Origin of the sequence: Ramlibacter sp., from assembly GCF_035655895.1 — a bacterium.
Lineage (GTDB): Bacteria > Pseudomonadota > Gammaproteobacteria > Burkholderiales > Burkholderiaceae_C > Ramlibacter.
Genome location: NZ_DASRTN010000006.1, coordinates 693,966 through 709,708, shown reverse-complemented (window position 1 = coordinate 709,708; position 15,743 = coordinate 693,966). Strand labels below are relative to the sequence as shown.

7 protein-coding genes are annotated in these 15,743 nt (G+C 65.0%); all 7 read right to left on the bottom strand.

Annotation, left to right across the window (positions count from 1 at the left end; genetic code table 11):
- Positions 1-9: 9 nt before the first annotated feature.
- Positions 10-987, bottom strand: a complete 978-nt coding sequence (locus VFE82_RS06410; protein ID WP_414708728.1) for a tripartite tricarboxylate transporter substrate binding protein BugD — start codon at positions 985-987, stop codon at positions 10-12.
- Positions 988-1,083: 96 nt separating this feature from the next.
- Positions 1,084-2,439: an MmgE/PrpD family protein gene (locus VFE82_RS06405; RefSeq protein WP_324999421.1), complete on the bottom strand. Its 1,356-nt coding sequence runs from the start codon at positions 2,437-2,439 to the stop codon at positions 1,084-1,086.
- An 11-nt stretch (positions 2,440-2,450) separates the two neighbouring features.
- A complete protein-coding gene (locus VFE82_RS06400; RefSeq protein ID WP_324999920.1) occupies positions 2,451-3,620 on the bottom strand; it encodes an acyl-CoA dehydrogenase family protein in 1,170 nt (389 codons plus the stop codon).
- An 88-nt stretch (positions 3,621-3,708) separates the two neighbouring features.
- On the bottom strand, positions 3,709-4,581 hold the full coding sequence (locus VFE82_RS06395; RefSeq protein ID WP_324999420.1) for an FAS1-like dehydratase domain-containing protein: 873 nt from the start codon (positions 4,579-4,581) through the stop codon (positions 3,709-3,711).
- A gap of 2 nt (positions 4,582-4,583) precedes the next feature.
- Entirely contained in the window at positions 4,584-4,961 is a 378-nt protein-coding gene (gene pcaC, locus VFE82_RS06390) for a 4-carboxymuconolactone decarboxylase (protein WP_324999419.1), read from the bottom strand.
- 219 nt (positions 4,962-5,180) lie between these two features.
- Complete coding sequence (locus VFE82_RS06385; protein ID WP_324999417.1) at positions 5,181-15,080, bottom strand: putative Ig domain-containing protein; 9,900 nt, start codon at positions 15,078-15,080, stop codon at positions 5,181-5,183.
- Between the two features lie 47 nt (positions 15,081-15,127).
- Positions 15,128-15,742, bottom strand: coding sequence for a hypothetical protein (locus VFE82_RS06380; RefSeq protein WP_324999416.1), 615 nt, complete (start codon positions 15,740-15,742; stop codon positions 15,128-15,130).
- Position 15,743: the final 1 nt, after the last annotated feature.

Below are 15,743 nucleotides of genomic sequence, written 5' to 3'. Positions count from 1 at the left end.
CGTCCAGCGTCAGTCGGCGTAGACGCCGGCCTTGCGGATCACCGGGCCCCACTTGTTGATCTCCGCTTCCAGGTGGCTGCGCAGCGCTGCCGGCGTGACCTTGTCCATCGGCACGATGTCGGAGCTCAGCTCGGCCAGGCGCTTGTTGACCTCGGGATCCTGCAGGGCGACGCGCAACGCGGCGTTGAGCTTGTCGATCACCGGCTGCGGCGTGCCCTTGGGGGCGTACATCCCATGCCAGACCTTGACTTCGAAGCCCTTGAGGCCCTGTTCGTCGAGCGTGGGCACATTGGGCAGCGCATCCAGGCGCTTGGCCGTGGTGACGCCGAACACCTTGATCCGGCCGTCCTTGATCAGCGGCACCGTCTGGGTGGTCTGGTCGCACAGCAGGTCGACCTGGCTGCCCAGCAGCGCGTTCATCGCCGGCCCGGTGCCGCTGAACGGCACCGTCGTCAGCTCCACCCCCATCTGGCTCTGGAACAGCAGCCCGCACAGGTGCGACACCGCACCGAGGCCGGCGTTGGCGAGCGACACCTTGTTCCCCTCGCGCTTGAGGTGAGCCTGCAGTTCCTGGAAGGTGTTCGCCGGGAAGTCCTTGCGCGCCAGCAGGGTCATCGGCACGTCGACCACCTGGCCGATGTACTCGAAGTCCTTCATCGGATCGAACTGCAGCTTCTTGTACAGGGCCGGCGCCGTCGAAATGCCCATGTGGTGCAGGAAGATGGTGTAGCCGTTGGGCTGGGCGCGGGCCACCTTGGTCGCGGCGATGGTCCCGCCCGCCCCCACCGCGTTCTCGACCGTCACGGTCTGTCCGAGCTGGCGGGTCATCGGGATGGCGATCATGCGCGCCACCACGTCGGTGGGCCCGCCGGCCGCGAACGGCACCACCAGGGCGATCGGCCGGTCGGGGAAGCCGGCCTGGGCAGCGGCTGCAAACGAGAGGACGGCGAGCGAAGCGGCCAGCAGCGGCCGGAAGTTGCGGATCACAGGCATTCCCCCGAAAGGACAAGGACGCATGACCTTACCCCCGGCATCCGGGCGCCGCACTCCGCACTTTCCTTGAGGTCGACCCCGGCGGATGAGCTAGGGGCTGGCGAGCAGCGCGCCCACCCGCGGCTGCTGCGCGATGGTCCAGAGCCGGTCGAGCACCTGCTGCATCCCGGCCTCGCCGGGTGCGCCGTACTGCGCCAGCCGCAGCGCCTTGTCCGAGATCTCGGGGCGGCTGAGCGTGTTGCCGGGATCGCCCTTGGGCTCGTCGACCCGTCCATGCAGCACCCGGCCGTCGGTGGTGTGCACCGTCACCTTGCCGATCCAGCGGCGCGGATACGCGCTGTCGACCTCCGGATCGAGCTCCATCCGCACGCGATCGCGCAGGCCGGTGATGGCGGCGTCGCGGTAGTGCGCGTCGAACTCGCCGAGCCCGGCGTGCGCATGGTGGGCCACCAGCGCGAGCACCGTGCCCATCGAGAACTTGCTCTGGTGCACGGTGCGCGGATCGACCACCGGCCCGAGCACGTCGATCGCGCCCTGGTGCACGTGCGCGACCACCTGGCCGATGTCGTGCGGCGCCAGCCGGTGCTGCCGCACCACCTGCAGCAGCGCGTCGGCGGCCGGATGCGTGTGGCGGCAGGACGCGTGGTACTTGAACGAGGTCTCCTCGGTGGCCCAGCGGCTGCCCAGCCCGTCGACCAGCCGGGCCGGGTCGGCATCGCGGGACATGCCCGCCGCCAGGCCCTGCGGCCCGTCGAAGATGCGCTCGGCACCGGTGAAGCCGTCGCGGGCCAGCCACGCGGCCATCCAGCCGGCCCCGGCGGCGTGCGCGGTGTGCAGCTGCTTGGAATCGGCCGCCGTGCGCAGGAACTCCCACAGGCCGGCGGCCTGGGTCCCGGCCGAGCCGAAGGCGTGACGCATCTGGCCCGCATCCAGGCCGAGCAGGTTGCCCGCCGCGGCCGCAGCCGCCACCGTGCCGGCGGTGCCGGTGGTGTGGAACACCTTGTAGTGCGAGCGGCCCAGGAACTCGCCCACCCGGATGCCGACCTCGTAGCCGGCCACGGCAGCCGCCAGCAACTGGCGCCCGCTGGCACCCAGCGCCTGCGCGCCGGCCAGGGCCACCGGGAACACCACGGTGGCCGGATGGAACACCGAGCCGTTGTGCACGTCGTCCTGCTCGGCCACGTGCGAGGCGGCGGCGTTCGCCATCGCCGCCAGGTACGGGCTGTTGCGGGTGCGGTCGGCCAGCACTTCGCTCGGACCGGCCGGGTTGCCCATGGCGGCGGTGAAGCGCAGGATCGCCTGCACCGGCCGCGCGCCGCGCCCGGCCAGCGCCGAGCCGACCCAGTCGACGAACAGGTCTTCGATCTTGCGCACGGTGCTGGCAGGCAATGCCTCGAAGCGCAGGCCGGCGGCAAAGGCGGCCAGTTCGCCGCGGTCTTGCGACATGGCGGTCTCCTTCAGAACGAACGCGGCAGGCCCAGCAGGTGCTCCGCCACGTACGAATAGATCAGGTTGGTGGAAATCGGCGCCACCTGGTACAGGCGCGTCTCGCGGAACTTGCGTTCGACGTCGTATTCGTGCGCGAAGCCGAAGCCGCCGTGCGTCTGCAGGCAGACGTTCGCCGCCTCCCAGGAGGCCTTGGCCGCCAGGTACTTGGCCATGTTGGCCTCGGCGCCGCAGGGCTTGCCGGCGTCGAACAGCCCGCAGGCCCGCCAGCGCATCAGGTTCGCCGCCTCGGTCTCGATGTAGGCATCGGCGATCGGGAACTGCACGCCCTGGTTCTGCCCGATCGGGCGGTTGAACACCACCCGCTCGCTGGCGTACCGACGGGCCTTGTCGACGAACCAGTACGCATCGCCGATGCATTCGGCCGCGATCAGGGTGCGCTCGGCGTTCAGCCCGTCGAGGATGTAGCGGAAGCCCTGTCCTTCCTCGCCGATCAGGTTCTCGGCCGGGATCTCCAGGTTGTCGAAGAACACCTCGTTGGTCTCGTGGTTCACCATGTTCGGGATCGGCCGCACCGCCATGCCCTGTCCGATCGCCTGGTGCAGGTCGACGATGAAGATGCTCATGCCCTCGCTCTTGCGCCGGACCTCGGCCAGCGGCGTGGTGCGCGCCAGCAGGACCATCAGGTCGGAGTGCTGGATGCGCGAGATCCAGACCTTCTGGCCGTTGACCACGTAGCGGTCGCCCTTGCGCACGGCGGTGGTCTTGAGCTGCGTGGTGTCGGTGCCGGTGGTCGGCTCGGTCACCGCCATCGACTGCAGCCGCAGCCGGCCGCTGGCAATGCCGGGCAGGTACTGCCGCTTCTGCTCGGGCGAGCCGTGCCGCAGCAGCGTGCCCATGTTGTACATCTGGCCGTGGCAGGCGCCCGCGTTGCCGCCGGAGAAGTTGATCTCCTCCATGATCACCGAAGCCTCGGCCAGGCCCAGGCCCGAGCCGCCGTACTCCTGCGGGATCAGCGCGGCCAGCCAGCCGGCCTCGGTCAGCGCGTTCACGAAGGCCTCGGGGTAGCCGCGCTCGGTGTCGACCTTCTGCCAGTAGACGGCGTCGAAGCCGCGGCACAGGCTGCGCAGCGCCTCGCGCAGGTCCTGGTGCGCGTCGGGGGTGGGGATCTGGGTCTTCATCGGGTTGCTCGCATCGGGAACGTTGTCGTCGGGACGTGGATGGGAGAGTGGCACGGGCGACGGACGCTGCCTGGCACCCGCACCGGAATCAGGCCAACTCGGCCTCGCCTTCCATCGTCAGCCAGCCGTCGTGGTCGCTGGCCCACAGCGCCACCGTGCGGCCATCCGCCGAGGGCCGCCCCTGGACGCGGAACGGATGCAGGTCGAACGTCGGCCGCACGGCCTTGAAGCGGAACGCCGCGATGCGCGCGCCCGGCTGCTGCCGGCGCACCAGGTCGACCAGCAGCGTGGCGATCAGCGGGCCGTGCACGACCAGGCCCGGATAGCCCTCGACCTCGGTCACGTAGCGGCGGTCGTAGTGGATGCGGTGGCCGTTGAAGGTGAGCGCCGAGTAGCGGAACAGCAGCACGTCGTCGGGCACGATCTCGCGCAGCCACGGCGCCTCGCGCTGTGCCGCCTGCGGCGCCGGCGCGGCGTCGCCCGCGCGTGGCGCGCCGCGGTAGACGATGTCGTGCTCCTCCGTCAGCGCCAGCCCGCGCGGGCCGTGCACCTCGTGCTTCACCAGCACGAACAGCAGGTCGCCGCTGCGACCTGCCTTGTGCGTCACCGACGCGATCGTGGAGACCCGGCGCACGGCGTCGCCCACCCGCAGCGGCTCGTGCCACCGCAGCCGACCGCCCGCCCACATCCGGCGCGGCAGCGGCACCGGCGGCAGGAAGCCGCCGCGCCGGGCATGGCCGTCCGGGCCGATCTCGCGCTGCCGGTGCTGGGGCAGGAAGTACAGCCAGTGCGCGAGCGGCGGCACCTCGTCCCCCGCGGCAGGCGGCGGATCGTCACGGTCGAGCGTGGCCGACAAGCCACGCACCGGCGCCGCGGTGACCTCGTCGTGCAGGGTCTCGCTGCGGCCCTGCCAGGCCTGCAGCTGCGCCAGCGTGTCGGGCGAGAGGCTGTCGGCGGCCATGGTCAGCGGTCCATCTCCTGGAACACTTCCTTCGCGACCCGGAAGCTGTCGATCGCCGCCGGCACGCCGCAGTAGATCGCGGCCTGCAGGAAGACCTCCTTGATCTCGTCCTTGCTGACGCCGTTGTGGAGCGCGCCGCGCACGTGCAGCTTGAGCTCGTGCGGCCGGTTCAGCGCCGTGATCATCGCCAGGTTGAGCAGGCTGCGGGTGCGGCGCTCGAGCCCCGGGCGGTTCCAGATCTCGTGCCAGCAGTACTGGGTCACCAGCTCCTGCATCTCGCGGTTGAAGTCGTCGGCGTTGCGGATCGCGTTGTCCACGTATTCCGCACCGAGCACCTCGCGCCGGGTGGCGAGGCCTTTGTCGAAGAGGTCCTTGTCCATGTCGTCTCCTGGTGGCAGTGCCCGGCCGGCGAGCCGGTGCCTGGCACGATTGTGAGGGACCGTGCGGTGGCTGCGTTGCCGCGGCCGGCGGATGGACCTTGTCCTGCCACGCCGAGATAGCTCAAGCAGCTTGCCGCAGAGGCTGGCCAGCGTCCTTGAGGTCCCAGCAGTGGAGAACCCAGCCGGCCCGCCAGCCAGCCAGCAGTTCTCCACCGAACGTCAATGCCAATTGGCTGCAAGCACGGATTGCAGCCCGGACCGGTCGTCCGTCAGCGCGGTCATTGCGCTCGCAGGCGGCGGAGCGAAACTAGCCATCGCCTGGACGAGGCTCTGGACATCGGCTTCGGTCAATGACTTTCCGTCGCCGGCAGAGAACACCTCGATGCGGTGCTGGGCACCAAGGTACCACCCCGCCACAGTCAGCACATCGCCATCATTGCCAACGACCGTAATGGCAAGATCATCTCCGGAGCGCTGAAACCACAACTGGTCACTGCCGACGTCCGCGCCGAACTGCACAAGGTCGAGGGCCCCAGGGGCAAGATCGTCCTCTTCGATACGATCTTGCCCGCTCCAATGACCGAAGAAGTAGACGTCCGAGCCGCGCCCGCCGGCAAGCTGGTCATTGCCAGCCTCTCCGGCAAGGATGTCAGCTCCAACTCCGCCGATCAGCTGGTTGTCCAAGCCGTTCCCCGTGAGACTCACGCCCGCGATCGTGTTCCAAACGCGGCCGTTCTCGATCTCCGCGCCAAGCACGAGGTCTGCGCTGGTGTTCACAGTGTCAAGGCCCTCCCCGCCCCATTCCACGATCACGTCACCATCGCCGGACACGAAATAGGTGTCATCACCGGTCCCGCCGTACAGGGTGTCGAGACCACTGCCTCCATCCAGATGGTCGTTCCCGGCCCCCCCCAGCAAGAGATCGTCGCCCCCACCGCCCTCCAGTGCGTCGTCACCCGCCCTTCCATGAAGAACGTCCGCGAGTTCGCCTCCGGAGATCGAGTCAGGCCCATCGGTCCCAAGCTGCGCCGTTGGCAGTACTGGTTGCGGAGCAGACCCGAAATCAGGCGATGCCAGCACCGACTGGATCTCCGCCGCTGTCAGCGCTCCAGTGGTTCCGCTGCGAGCGTATTCGTATGCCAGAGCGCCTCCGAAGGCTAAACCCGGAGCCACAGCAATCTGGTGAGTCAGAAGGCTGGCCGATGGGTTCCACTGGCCAAGGCTCGGGTCCGCTTGCTTGGCCTGCAGATACTCCCTTGTTGCGGCCAACAGGTCAAAGACCTGAGCCGACTCATCGCCAACCACTTGCAGCGTCCAGATCCGCGCCTCTTCTGAGGCTGCAAGAGAGAGCAAACCTTCAAACACGAGCGAGTCGCCACCGCCCAATTCGATCGTCAGACTTCCCATTTCCAGATCGGCAGAAAGCCTCAGGTCGTTCATCGACAGACCGCCGCCCAGCGACAGCACACCGACTTCACCGGTTGTTCGAACCACGTCCCGTCCATCGCCCCGGTTGAAGGCGATGACATTGCCCCCGCCTTGCTGCCCTCGCCACCAAGCTTGGTCGACGACATCCTCGCCTTCTCCGCCGACAAGAAACTGGTGCCCAATCCCCGCAATGAGGATGTCCGTCCCCGACTGACCGTCGGCAAGGCTCATCCCGCCGCTAAGGTCGATGTAATCACCGCCCGAGCCACCTTTGAGGATGTTCAATCCGCCCCCGCCGTAGATCTCGTCGTCTCCCCCTCCTGCATCAACGACGTCGTTACCCCCATTGGCCGCAATGCGATCGCTCCCCGCGAGTGACGAGATGATGTCGTCATCACCGGTGCCCCAAACCATGTCGTTTCCGGTCGACACCTCGGCAAGCTTGACATTCGCCTGGAGTTCCTCCGTGCTCCAGCGCTCGCCGGTTCCAAACGTCACAGCGAGTTCGGGTAACGGCGCGTCGAACCAGTCGACCACCTCGAGACGGTTCGTGGTCCCGATTTCGGTGATGTACAGGCTGGAGAAAAACCGGGTGAACGCAAGCTGCGAAGACGACAGAGTCTGGAAGGAGAGAACGTTGCTCCCTTCCAAATCGGAGATGAACACTTGACCGATGTCCTGGCCGATGACGAAGGTATCGTCACCCTCGCCGCCGTAGAGCTCCGCCCCGCCGGTGCCCGCCACCAGCACGTCGTTCCCAGTGCCCCCCTCGAGCATCGAATACCCGGTCCCTGCAATCAGATGATCGTTGCCGTCCTCCCCTGAAAGACGATCGTTTCCAGCGCCTCCCTCCAGCGTGTCATCGCCCGCTCCACCCCACAGGATGTCGTCTCCATCTCCGCCAGAGAGATAGTCGTTTCCTGCTTCTCCCCACGCCTGGTCGTTTCCGCCCAACGTGAGGATGGTGTCGTCACTCGCACTTCCCCACACGATGTCATCCGTAGCCGAGATTGCCACTTCAAGATGTGCGCTCACTTCGCCGGAACCCCACCGCTCGTCGTCGCTGAACACCATGGTGAACCCTGGTGCCACAGCCTCGAACCAACCCACTATTTCGACGCGGTGCCCTGTTTCCGCTTCCGTGACATATAGGCTGGAGAAAAAGCGGGTGAAAGCAAGCTGCGAAGACGTGAAGTGCTCAAACGAGAGGACGTTTCGTCCTTCTCCATCAAAGATGGACACATCGCCGAACCCGTGACCGATGATGAAGGTATCGTCGCCGTCGCCTCCGTAGAGCTCCCCACCGCCATCTCCTACTTCCAGGAGGTCGTTTCCGCTACCCCCGTCAAGCACGGAGTAGCCATCCCCGGCAACCAGATGATCGTCACCTTCCTCTCCTGACAAGTGGTCGTTTCCGGCACCTCCTTCCAGAAGGTCGTTCCCCGCACCGCCCATGAGCGTGTCATCGCCGTCTTCACCGACGAGTTGGTCATTGCCGGCATCGCCCTGTAGTTGATCGTTTCCCGCGCCGCCGTTCAGCAGATCATGCCCATCTCCCCCGGTCAGGACGTCTATGCCATCCCCGCCGGCGAGCCGATCGTTTCCTGCGTCACCCCACAACCAATCATTCCCGCCGCGGCCGTCCAGGTCATCGTCGCCCAGCCAGCCGAACTTCCCCTCGTCAGCGTCCGTCCCACGCCAAACCACCGAGGGTGCTTGGGTGACGCGCAACTCGACTTGGATCGGGAGGCTCACGGCGCCCACCTGATCAATGGCCGTTACGAGCAACTGCAATGGGGCCCAGTCCCCGGAAGGCGCATTGGCAGTCAGTGTCCCCGAGGCCGTGTCGAAGTCCAGCCAGTCGGGCAAGGCATTGCCCGTCGCTGAAGAAACGGAATAGCGCAACGTATCACCTGGATCATCATCAGTCCAAGTGCCAGCCGGCACTTGCCAGACGACTTCCTGGTTCGTGAACGAGCTGATGGCGAACGTGGCGGGCTGCGTCAGGACAGGTGCGCTGTTACTCCGCGTCACCGTGAGATCGAGAACCGAGTCCGCAGACATCCCATCGGCATCCGTCGCCACCACGCGGATCACGTAAGTACCGACGTCCGCGTGAGCTGTCTGTCCCGAGATCAACCCGGTCATGGGATCGGCGACGAGGAACGATGGGAGTTCAGAGCCGTCCAGCAGCATCGCGGTGAACGTTAGCGTAGTCCCGTCGGGGTCGGAGAAGCTAGATCCGGCTGCGATGGAGAAGCTTGAGCCGCTGCTAATCGACTGACTTACCAGCGGCGCCACGACCTCCGGCGGAGATGGCGGCGAGAAGGGGCTGATGGTACTCAGGAGTCCGTCCAGCCCCGTCGTCAGCCCGTCACTAAACCGAAACTCCTCGATCCCCGAAAGGCCATGCTGATCGACATAGGAATCGAGATAGTCGATGTCAAGGAAGTGCTGACCTCCCGAGAACAATTGGAGGGTACGCACCGAGCCCGCAGGCGCATCCGCCGCCTCCAGTGCCGACCTCGTCCAGCGGTACGTCAAGGAGGAGACGTCGACCGTGTCATCGAACTCGACGACGTCGCGGTTGGGTTCGCCAAATGCCGCGTCGTCGCCTATCCAGAAGCCTTGGTAAGCCAGATCCGAGATACGGTCGAGATCTCCTGGCGCGAACCCGACGTAGTACGTATCCGCCCCGGCCTGTCCGTCCATGTAGTCGCTGCCGGTGCCACCGATGATGAAATCGTCTCCGTCGGTGCCGGTGGCGATGTCATCGCCGGCGCCAAGATCCAGCCAGGCGCCGAGCCCTCGATCGTAGTCAGACGGCGCACCTTCTTGCCCTCGGGACTCACTGGCACGCCAGTCCTGGAAGCGGCTCCAAGACCACCCGGCAGCCCCGCTCTGAAGGAGAACCTGATCGTTCCCGTTTCCAGTGCTGATCGTGCCGCGGAACAGCACCGGCTGAGCACCGTTGCCAGTCCCGGGAACGATCAAGTCATCGCCACTGGTGCCCAGGACGGAGCTCTGTCTCGCTGAGTCGTCGGCAACGGTTACGGTCTTTTGATAGGGATACGACTGGTAGCCAACCAGCTGAGTGACCTCGACGAATCTTTCCGGCGCCGGGTACTGGTACCCGACGACCCGGCCGTAGTAACGGATGGTTCCGTTCTCCCAGAACATGCTGCCACCCTCCACCTCCCCGGGCTCCATAGGCCCGTCTGCAACACGGTATTCGTAGACAGGTGTTGCCCCCGGCGGCACAGAACCGTTGGAGGGGATCACGGGTCCCAGCCCCGCTGGAATATGTTGGGTGAACGTCGTGTAGATCGGCAGCGTGACATAGCCGGTCTTCCGTTCGACATGGTCCTTCTGCTCGAGATAGGTTCCGTGAACGAAGACGTTGCCGTCCATCTGGTACTCGATCTGTTGGAACGAAGTCGGCACTGCGACAGCTGTCCAGCCAAGAGCGGCACCCGCAACCCGTTGCGGCATGGTCATCAGCTGGGACTGCTGTCTCGCGACAAACTGCGACCGGCGATCAGCCAGTAACAGGGGTTCTTCCGGCTGCTCCGGACTCGGCAATGACAACAACGACGTTTCCTGCCCTTCTTTGTCGCGGACGATCCACTCCCCCTGCGAGTCCCAGATCTTGTTGCCGGCATCCCTGATTCGCACGAACGAGCCCGACTGCTGCCGCACCACGATGTCGTTCCGGTCGAGAAACCACTCGAGCTCCGAGAGCAGTGCGCCGGTAAAGACAAGAGTGTCGTGCTCGGCGCCGTCTTGCTGCTCACCTTGGATCACATCCGCGCCGTCGTTGGCGCCGAACACGTATGTGTTCTGCCCCCAATTCCCGTCGAGCACATCGTTCCCTGCCCCCCCGACGAGAACGTCTTCTCCAGAGGAGCCGATCAGGATGTCGGCGCCGCTGCCACCGACGATGAGCCCTGAGGCTTCGTCTTCCTCTATCAAGATCCGGCGGCCGCTGGGCGCATCCGGCGTGGACGCATGGAGGATGCGGGCAAACACCTCGTCCCGCCCCATCGTCGTGCCATCGGAGAACTGCAGCTTCTCGATCAAAGCAAACGCGCCGGGCGACAGAGTGACAGAGTCGCCATTTCCATACGCGATCGTGAACTCACCGAAGCTGCTGCTAGCGTCGCTGCCACCCCGGATGAACTGCATCGAATCGGCCGTGATCCCTGCGCCAAACTGGATCACATCCCGGGGGTCGCCCGCGTCGGCGTCGACTGGTGCAGTGATGATGTCGTGCCCGTCTCCCACATTGAACAGGTAGACGTCAGTGCCTTCCTCGTCGGTCACGCTCGACATGTCGCCGGAGAGCACGTCATCGCCCGCACCACCCACGATCAGGTCGTTCCCTCCGCCGCCAAAGATCACATCGTTACCGGCCCCCCCATCGAGGATGTCGTCGCCGCCGGCTCCATCGAGGCTGTCTGCCGCACTCCCACCGTCAAGAGCATCAGCCATGCCGCTCCCCAGAAGGACTTGGCTCGTGCTGATCCCGGCAGTGCTGACCAGCCTGCCGCCGACCATCTCCTTGCTGTGAACACGGCCCGAGGCATCCTCCGCTTCGGCCATTTGCTGCAATGAAACCCCGCCACCGAAGCCATCTGAGACGGACAAGCCCTCCAGGCCGGTTCCAGCAGTCAATGTCACAAGCGGCTTGCCGTTTGCACCGACAAAAACAGTCCCGTTCCGCACGAAAAGCGTGACATCCGCGGCCCCCTCGCCCTCAAAGACCAAGCGGTTGTGGCCGTCTTGATCGTCAATCACGGACGGAGCAGTGCCCTCGTCTCGGATTGACAGGACGTACGTGTCGTCACCTTCGCCACCCGCCAGGGTGTCGCCTCCGTCGGAGATCAGGATGTCGTCGCCGCCCCCGCCGATCAGGATCTCAGTCCCGGCGCCACCGTCCAGCGTGTCGTTGCCTGCACCGCCTACCAGGTAATCGTTGCCATCACCCCCATGAAGCTCGTCGTCGCCGCCACTTCCGAAGAGCTGGTCGTCCCCTGCGCCGCCGTCCAGGTAGTCGGCACCTTCTGCCTCCGCGTCGATGGCACCAGCGACGTCGTCGCCGATCAGGATGTCGTTTCCAACGCCGCCCAGCAGGTGGTCGTCACCGCCGCCGCCGGCCAGAAGATCATCTCCCGCTCCACCGTCGAGCTGATCGTCCCCGTGGAAGGTTGATTGCAGCCGGGTTTGACTATCGTCACCCAGCAGCACATCATCACCTTCACCGCCCACGAGAATGTCGGAACGACCGCCGCCCACCAGCTGGTCATTGCCGACACCGCCGTCGAGCATGTCATCGCCGTGGAATGCGCCAGACAGGACGGATTCGCGGTCGTCGCCCCACAGAACGTCGTTCCCATCACCGCCGCGGAGAGCGTCATTCCGCCCGCCGCCGTAGAGACGATCATTCCCTGTGCCGCCGTCCAGCCAGTCACTGCCGCTGACGGCTCCAGCAAATGTGGCCTCACTTTGGTCACCCATCAGAACGTCATCCCCCGCCCCACCTGACAGCCTGTCATCGCCTCCGCCGCCGACGAGAGCATCGTTGCCTGTCCCGCCATCCAAGGTGTCGGCACCCCACGCTGCCGACTCGGAAATCAGGGTGGGAGAAAGCTTCAGGACATCGGTGTCCCCCCACAACGTGTCGTCACCTGTACCGCCGTATAGAGCGTCATCGCCTCCATTGCCTTCGACGTAGTCATTGCCGTTGCCAGCGTCGATGAAGTCCCCACCGTGGTGTCCAAAGGAGAGAAACTCGGCATCGTCGCTCCTGGCGGCGGCGGTGTCGCCCCAGATGCTGTCGTCGCCGTCCCCACCAAACAGCCGGTCTCCTTGACCGCCCCCACGGATGCGGTCAGCGCCCGCGCCTCCATCGATGAAGTCCGATCCGTGAGAGTTTCCTGGAGTACTGTCCAACAATCCTGCGGCCAACTTCCCGTCGCCCCAAAGATCGTCGTCTCCGTCTCCGCCGTTGATGGTGTCGTCACCCGCAAGCCCGGCAACCGTGTCCTTCCCGAGACCACCGACGACTCGATCGTTGCCCCAGCTCGCGATGATGTGGTCGTCCCCCGCACCGCCATCGATGAAGTCGCTCTGGGCCAATGTGGAAGTGGAACTCATGCCACTCCAATGCGTTGCTCCACCTTGGTTGAAGACCCCCCATCCACTTCCATGGGCAAGCACGGTCGATCCCACCGGTAGCCCCCAGGACAGCCAGTCGTCGAACGGCCCGAACTGCTGCACAGCGTCGTACACGACGGCTGAGCTGCTGATGTAGTCGTCACCATCGCCCCCGTCGATGATGTCGTCGCCGGAGCCGCCGGCGATCATGTCATCGTCGGCCCCGCCGAGGATGCGGTCGTTCCCGGCGCCGCCGGAGAGCGCGTCGTTGCCGATCCCACCTTCGATCCGGTCGTTCTCGGCCGTGCCGAATATGGTGTTGCTGGTGACCAGGATGTCGCCACCGGCGACCAGGTTCCCATACGAATCGCGCATGAAGATCGATTCGCCCTGCCGGACCACAGCGAGGCGCCGACCTTCGGTGTCAAAGCGGAACACGTCATTGCTGGCCAGGGTGGTCCTGGCCAAGATGTCCCCTTTCAGCACAGCAGAATTGCCACCGGAGTCCCGAAGCGTCAGGTCCCACGTATTCGATTCGGCCGTCCCTGCCGCACCGTTGAACACCACCTTCAGCGAGCCGGCAGCGTCAGCGTCAAGCTGGCCGTCGTGGATCAGAGAAAAACCCAACAGAACCTGGCCTTCCATAAGCGCGAGGGTGACCGTTTCCCCTTTCCTTTCTTCACCGTTGACGAGAATGCTCACGCCCTTATCACTGAGCCCTTGCAACTGCAGGGAGACGGTATCGCCTGCCTTCGCTGCCTGGCTCAAGCTGACAGTGAAAGGCGCGGATCCGTTCTCCTGAATGGTTCGACTCTTCCCGGCAAGCGAAGTAAGTTGTGCTCCAGGATTGCCCCAGAAGTTCTCGTTCTGCGTCAGAAGCGCGACTTTGTTCGTGGCCTCCAGCTTCAGGCCAAGATAGCCGGTAACGCCCTGCGCTTTCGCCAGATCGAAATTCTTGATAGTGACACTGCCGCCGCCCTGCGGTGCGATGGTCAGGGCATAGCCCGCTCCGCCCGCCAGCTCGGACAGTGTGAGCTGCGCATAGTTGCCGGCACCCACCATCGCCCGCCAGCTGTTCCAACGTCCAGTACCCTCCGCCTCGCCAATCGAATCACCGTTGATTTGGATGAGGCCTAGGCCGTCGGCGTCGAACACGACATCGTTCCCGAAGCTGTCAGCAAACAGGTACGTGTCCGCGCCAACCCCGCCTTCAAGGTAGTCATCGCCGCCCATGCCTTGGAGGATGTCGGCGCCGGAGCCGCCGTACAGCTTGTCGTTCTCGCCCTCTCCAGCGATGGAATCGACTTCCTCGGTGCCGAAAACGACCAAGCGCGTCGGAAGGGTTGTCGGCGTGGGTCGGTTCGCGAAGATCTCAATCCTCGACTTAGAAAGTTCGTCCTCATAGCGGATGTTGAACGATTCCCGCCCTTGGCGGCTGAACGATCCGTTCGAGTTCAGTGGCAGATCGTCGGTGCGAAATCCCGCCAGCTCTGTCATGAAATAGGAGCGGTCGCGCAGCCATTCTTCCGTCAGCGCTCCTTGCCCCGTCGCCGAATTGAACAGCGTGGTCGCCTCCGGCGCGAGTGGGCGCGCCAACGCACCGATGATGTAGAACGGCGCACCAAGGACCATGGCCGTTCGCACATCCGCGCTGTCCTTCGCCATCTCGTAAAGTGTGTTCGCCTGCGTTGGCCAAGCCTGGATGGTGTATTGCCCGAGCTTGTTCTGCGTTTGAAGGGCGTCGTAGGTATCGACCAGGGCCGACATGTACGCCTCGGCGGTCAGCGTCGTGACTACGTACTCATTCGTGATCAGGCGCCGAATGGCATTCAGGGCCGTGAACGCCTCGCGCAAATCGACCCGTGTGTCGCTGCTGTCCAGGATTCTTACGGCGTCGGCGACGCTCAACGTCGGCGCGAGGAAGTGCAGCATCTCCACCATCGGGTAGAGCAAGGGCTGCTCCTCCTTCAAGAGCTCGCTTGCCCGCTTGTCGTCCGCGACCCATCGAAACTGAGAGAACTTGTTCAGCTGCTCCAGTGCACCGGCGGCCGCCGAGACAATGTCGGCCTCTAGCGCCTTGCTGGCCACGCCCTGGGTCGTAGCCAGCACGCCGCTATAGATGCTAGCGCCGGCGAGGAGTACGCCGACTGCTACGAAAGCGGGCGCCGCGAAAGGCGCCACGGCACCTGCGGCGACGAAGCCGAGTCCGGACGCCAGGCTGAAGAGCGCCCCCGTCGCCTGCTCACGCGTGGCCGCCGTGACGTAGCCGTGGGATTTGCGTTCTTGCGTCACCTTGGCCGCAATCACGGCGAACTCCCCCACAACCACGGTGGTGCCTATGACCGGAATCTTCAGCAGAACTTCCTGCAGCGCGTTTAACGACTTGACCATGGCGACCGATGCGTCGGCGATGTCGAGAAAGCTCGTCCCGGTCTGAAAGCCCTGCACGGCCGCGTGCATGTCCGCGGGGCTGGCCGCCAGTGCCATGATCTGTTTCGCCTTTTCGGCAGCGACATTACCGGTAGCAGCAGTCATGAGCTTCTCCTCTTTCGATTGACGTTGGATTCGGACCTAATATCAGGTCATCGGGACCTTGGGCAAACCGGCGAGGGAAATGGGCCCGCCGGCTTGCGCCGCTCGATCCCCCTGAAGGCAATAGCAATCAATAACAGATAGGCCGACAGCAGTGCGGCGAACCCGGCCGCGGCGCGACGATGCTTTCGCAGGTAACTGACGCGGCGGTTCTGCACGAATCCGTGCTCGCTGCCATCGTCCTGGTGTGCGTATCGGAGGGGATGCTTGACGTAGTCGATTCCCCAGTACCAATGGAATCCGATCTCGTAGACCTCATCCGGCTCGGGTGCAACGCCCAGCATGTTTGTGAACCAGCACTCCCACGGCGCAGGCAGGAACCCGCAGTGCACCTGGACATCCCCAGTATTCGTCCGCACGAAGTACGCAGGCGGTAGGGAGCCGTTGGACCCGCGTCGGTACTGACCCTCGTAACGGATAGGACCGGTGTAGCGCGGCGCCGTGCCGGGCAGCGGCGGTTTGAAGATGTACACCATCACGTACGGACTCGCATTCCACCCGTGGTACCCCAGGAGCAACCACAGCGCGACCACGTGAAACCAGCGGAGCTTCCACAGGCCTTGCAGCAAGAGCGCGCGTCCGAGCTGGTGCACGAGCATCTTCACC

Excerpts from the sequence above, each read along its gene's own strand:
- VFE82_RS06400 (WP_324999920.1), bottom strand. The coding sequence starts at position 3,620 with ATGAAGACCCAGATCCCCACCCCCGACGCGCACCAGGACCTGCGCGAG.
- VFE82_RS06405 (WP_324999421.1), bottom strand. The coding sequence starts at position 2,439 with ATGTCGCAAGACCGCGGCGAACTGGCCGCCTTTGCCGCCGGCCTGCGC.
- VFE82_RS06385 (WP_324999417.1), bottom strand. The coding sequence starts at position 15,080 with ATGACTGCTGCTACCGGTAATGTCGCTGCCGAAAAGGCGAAACAGATC.
- VFE82_RS06395 (WP_324999420.1), bottom strand. The coding sequence starts at position 4,581 with ATGGCCGCCGACAGCCTCTCGCCCGACACGCTGGCGCAGCTGCAGGCC.
- pcaC (WP_324999419.1), bottom strand. The coding sequence starts at position 4,961 with ATGGACAAGGACCTCTTCGACAAAGGCCTCGCCACCCGGCGCGAGGTG.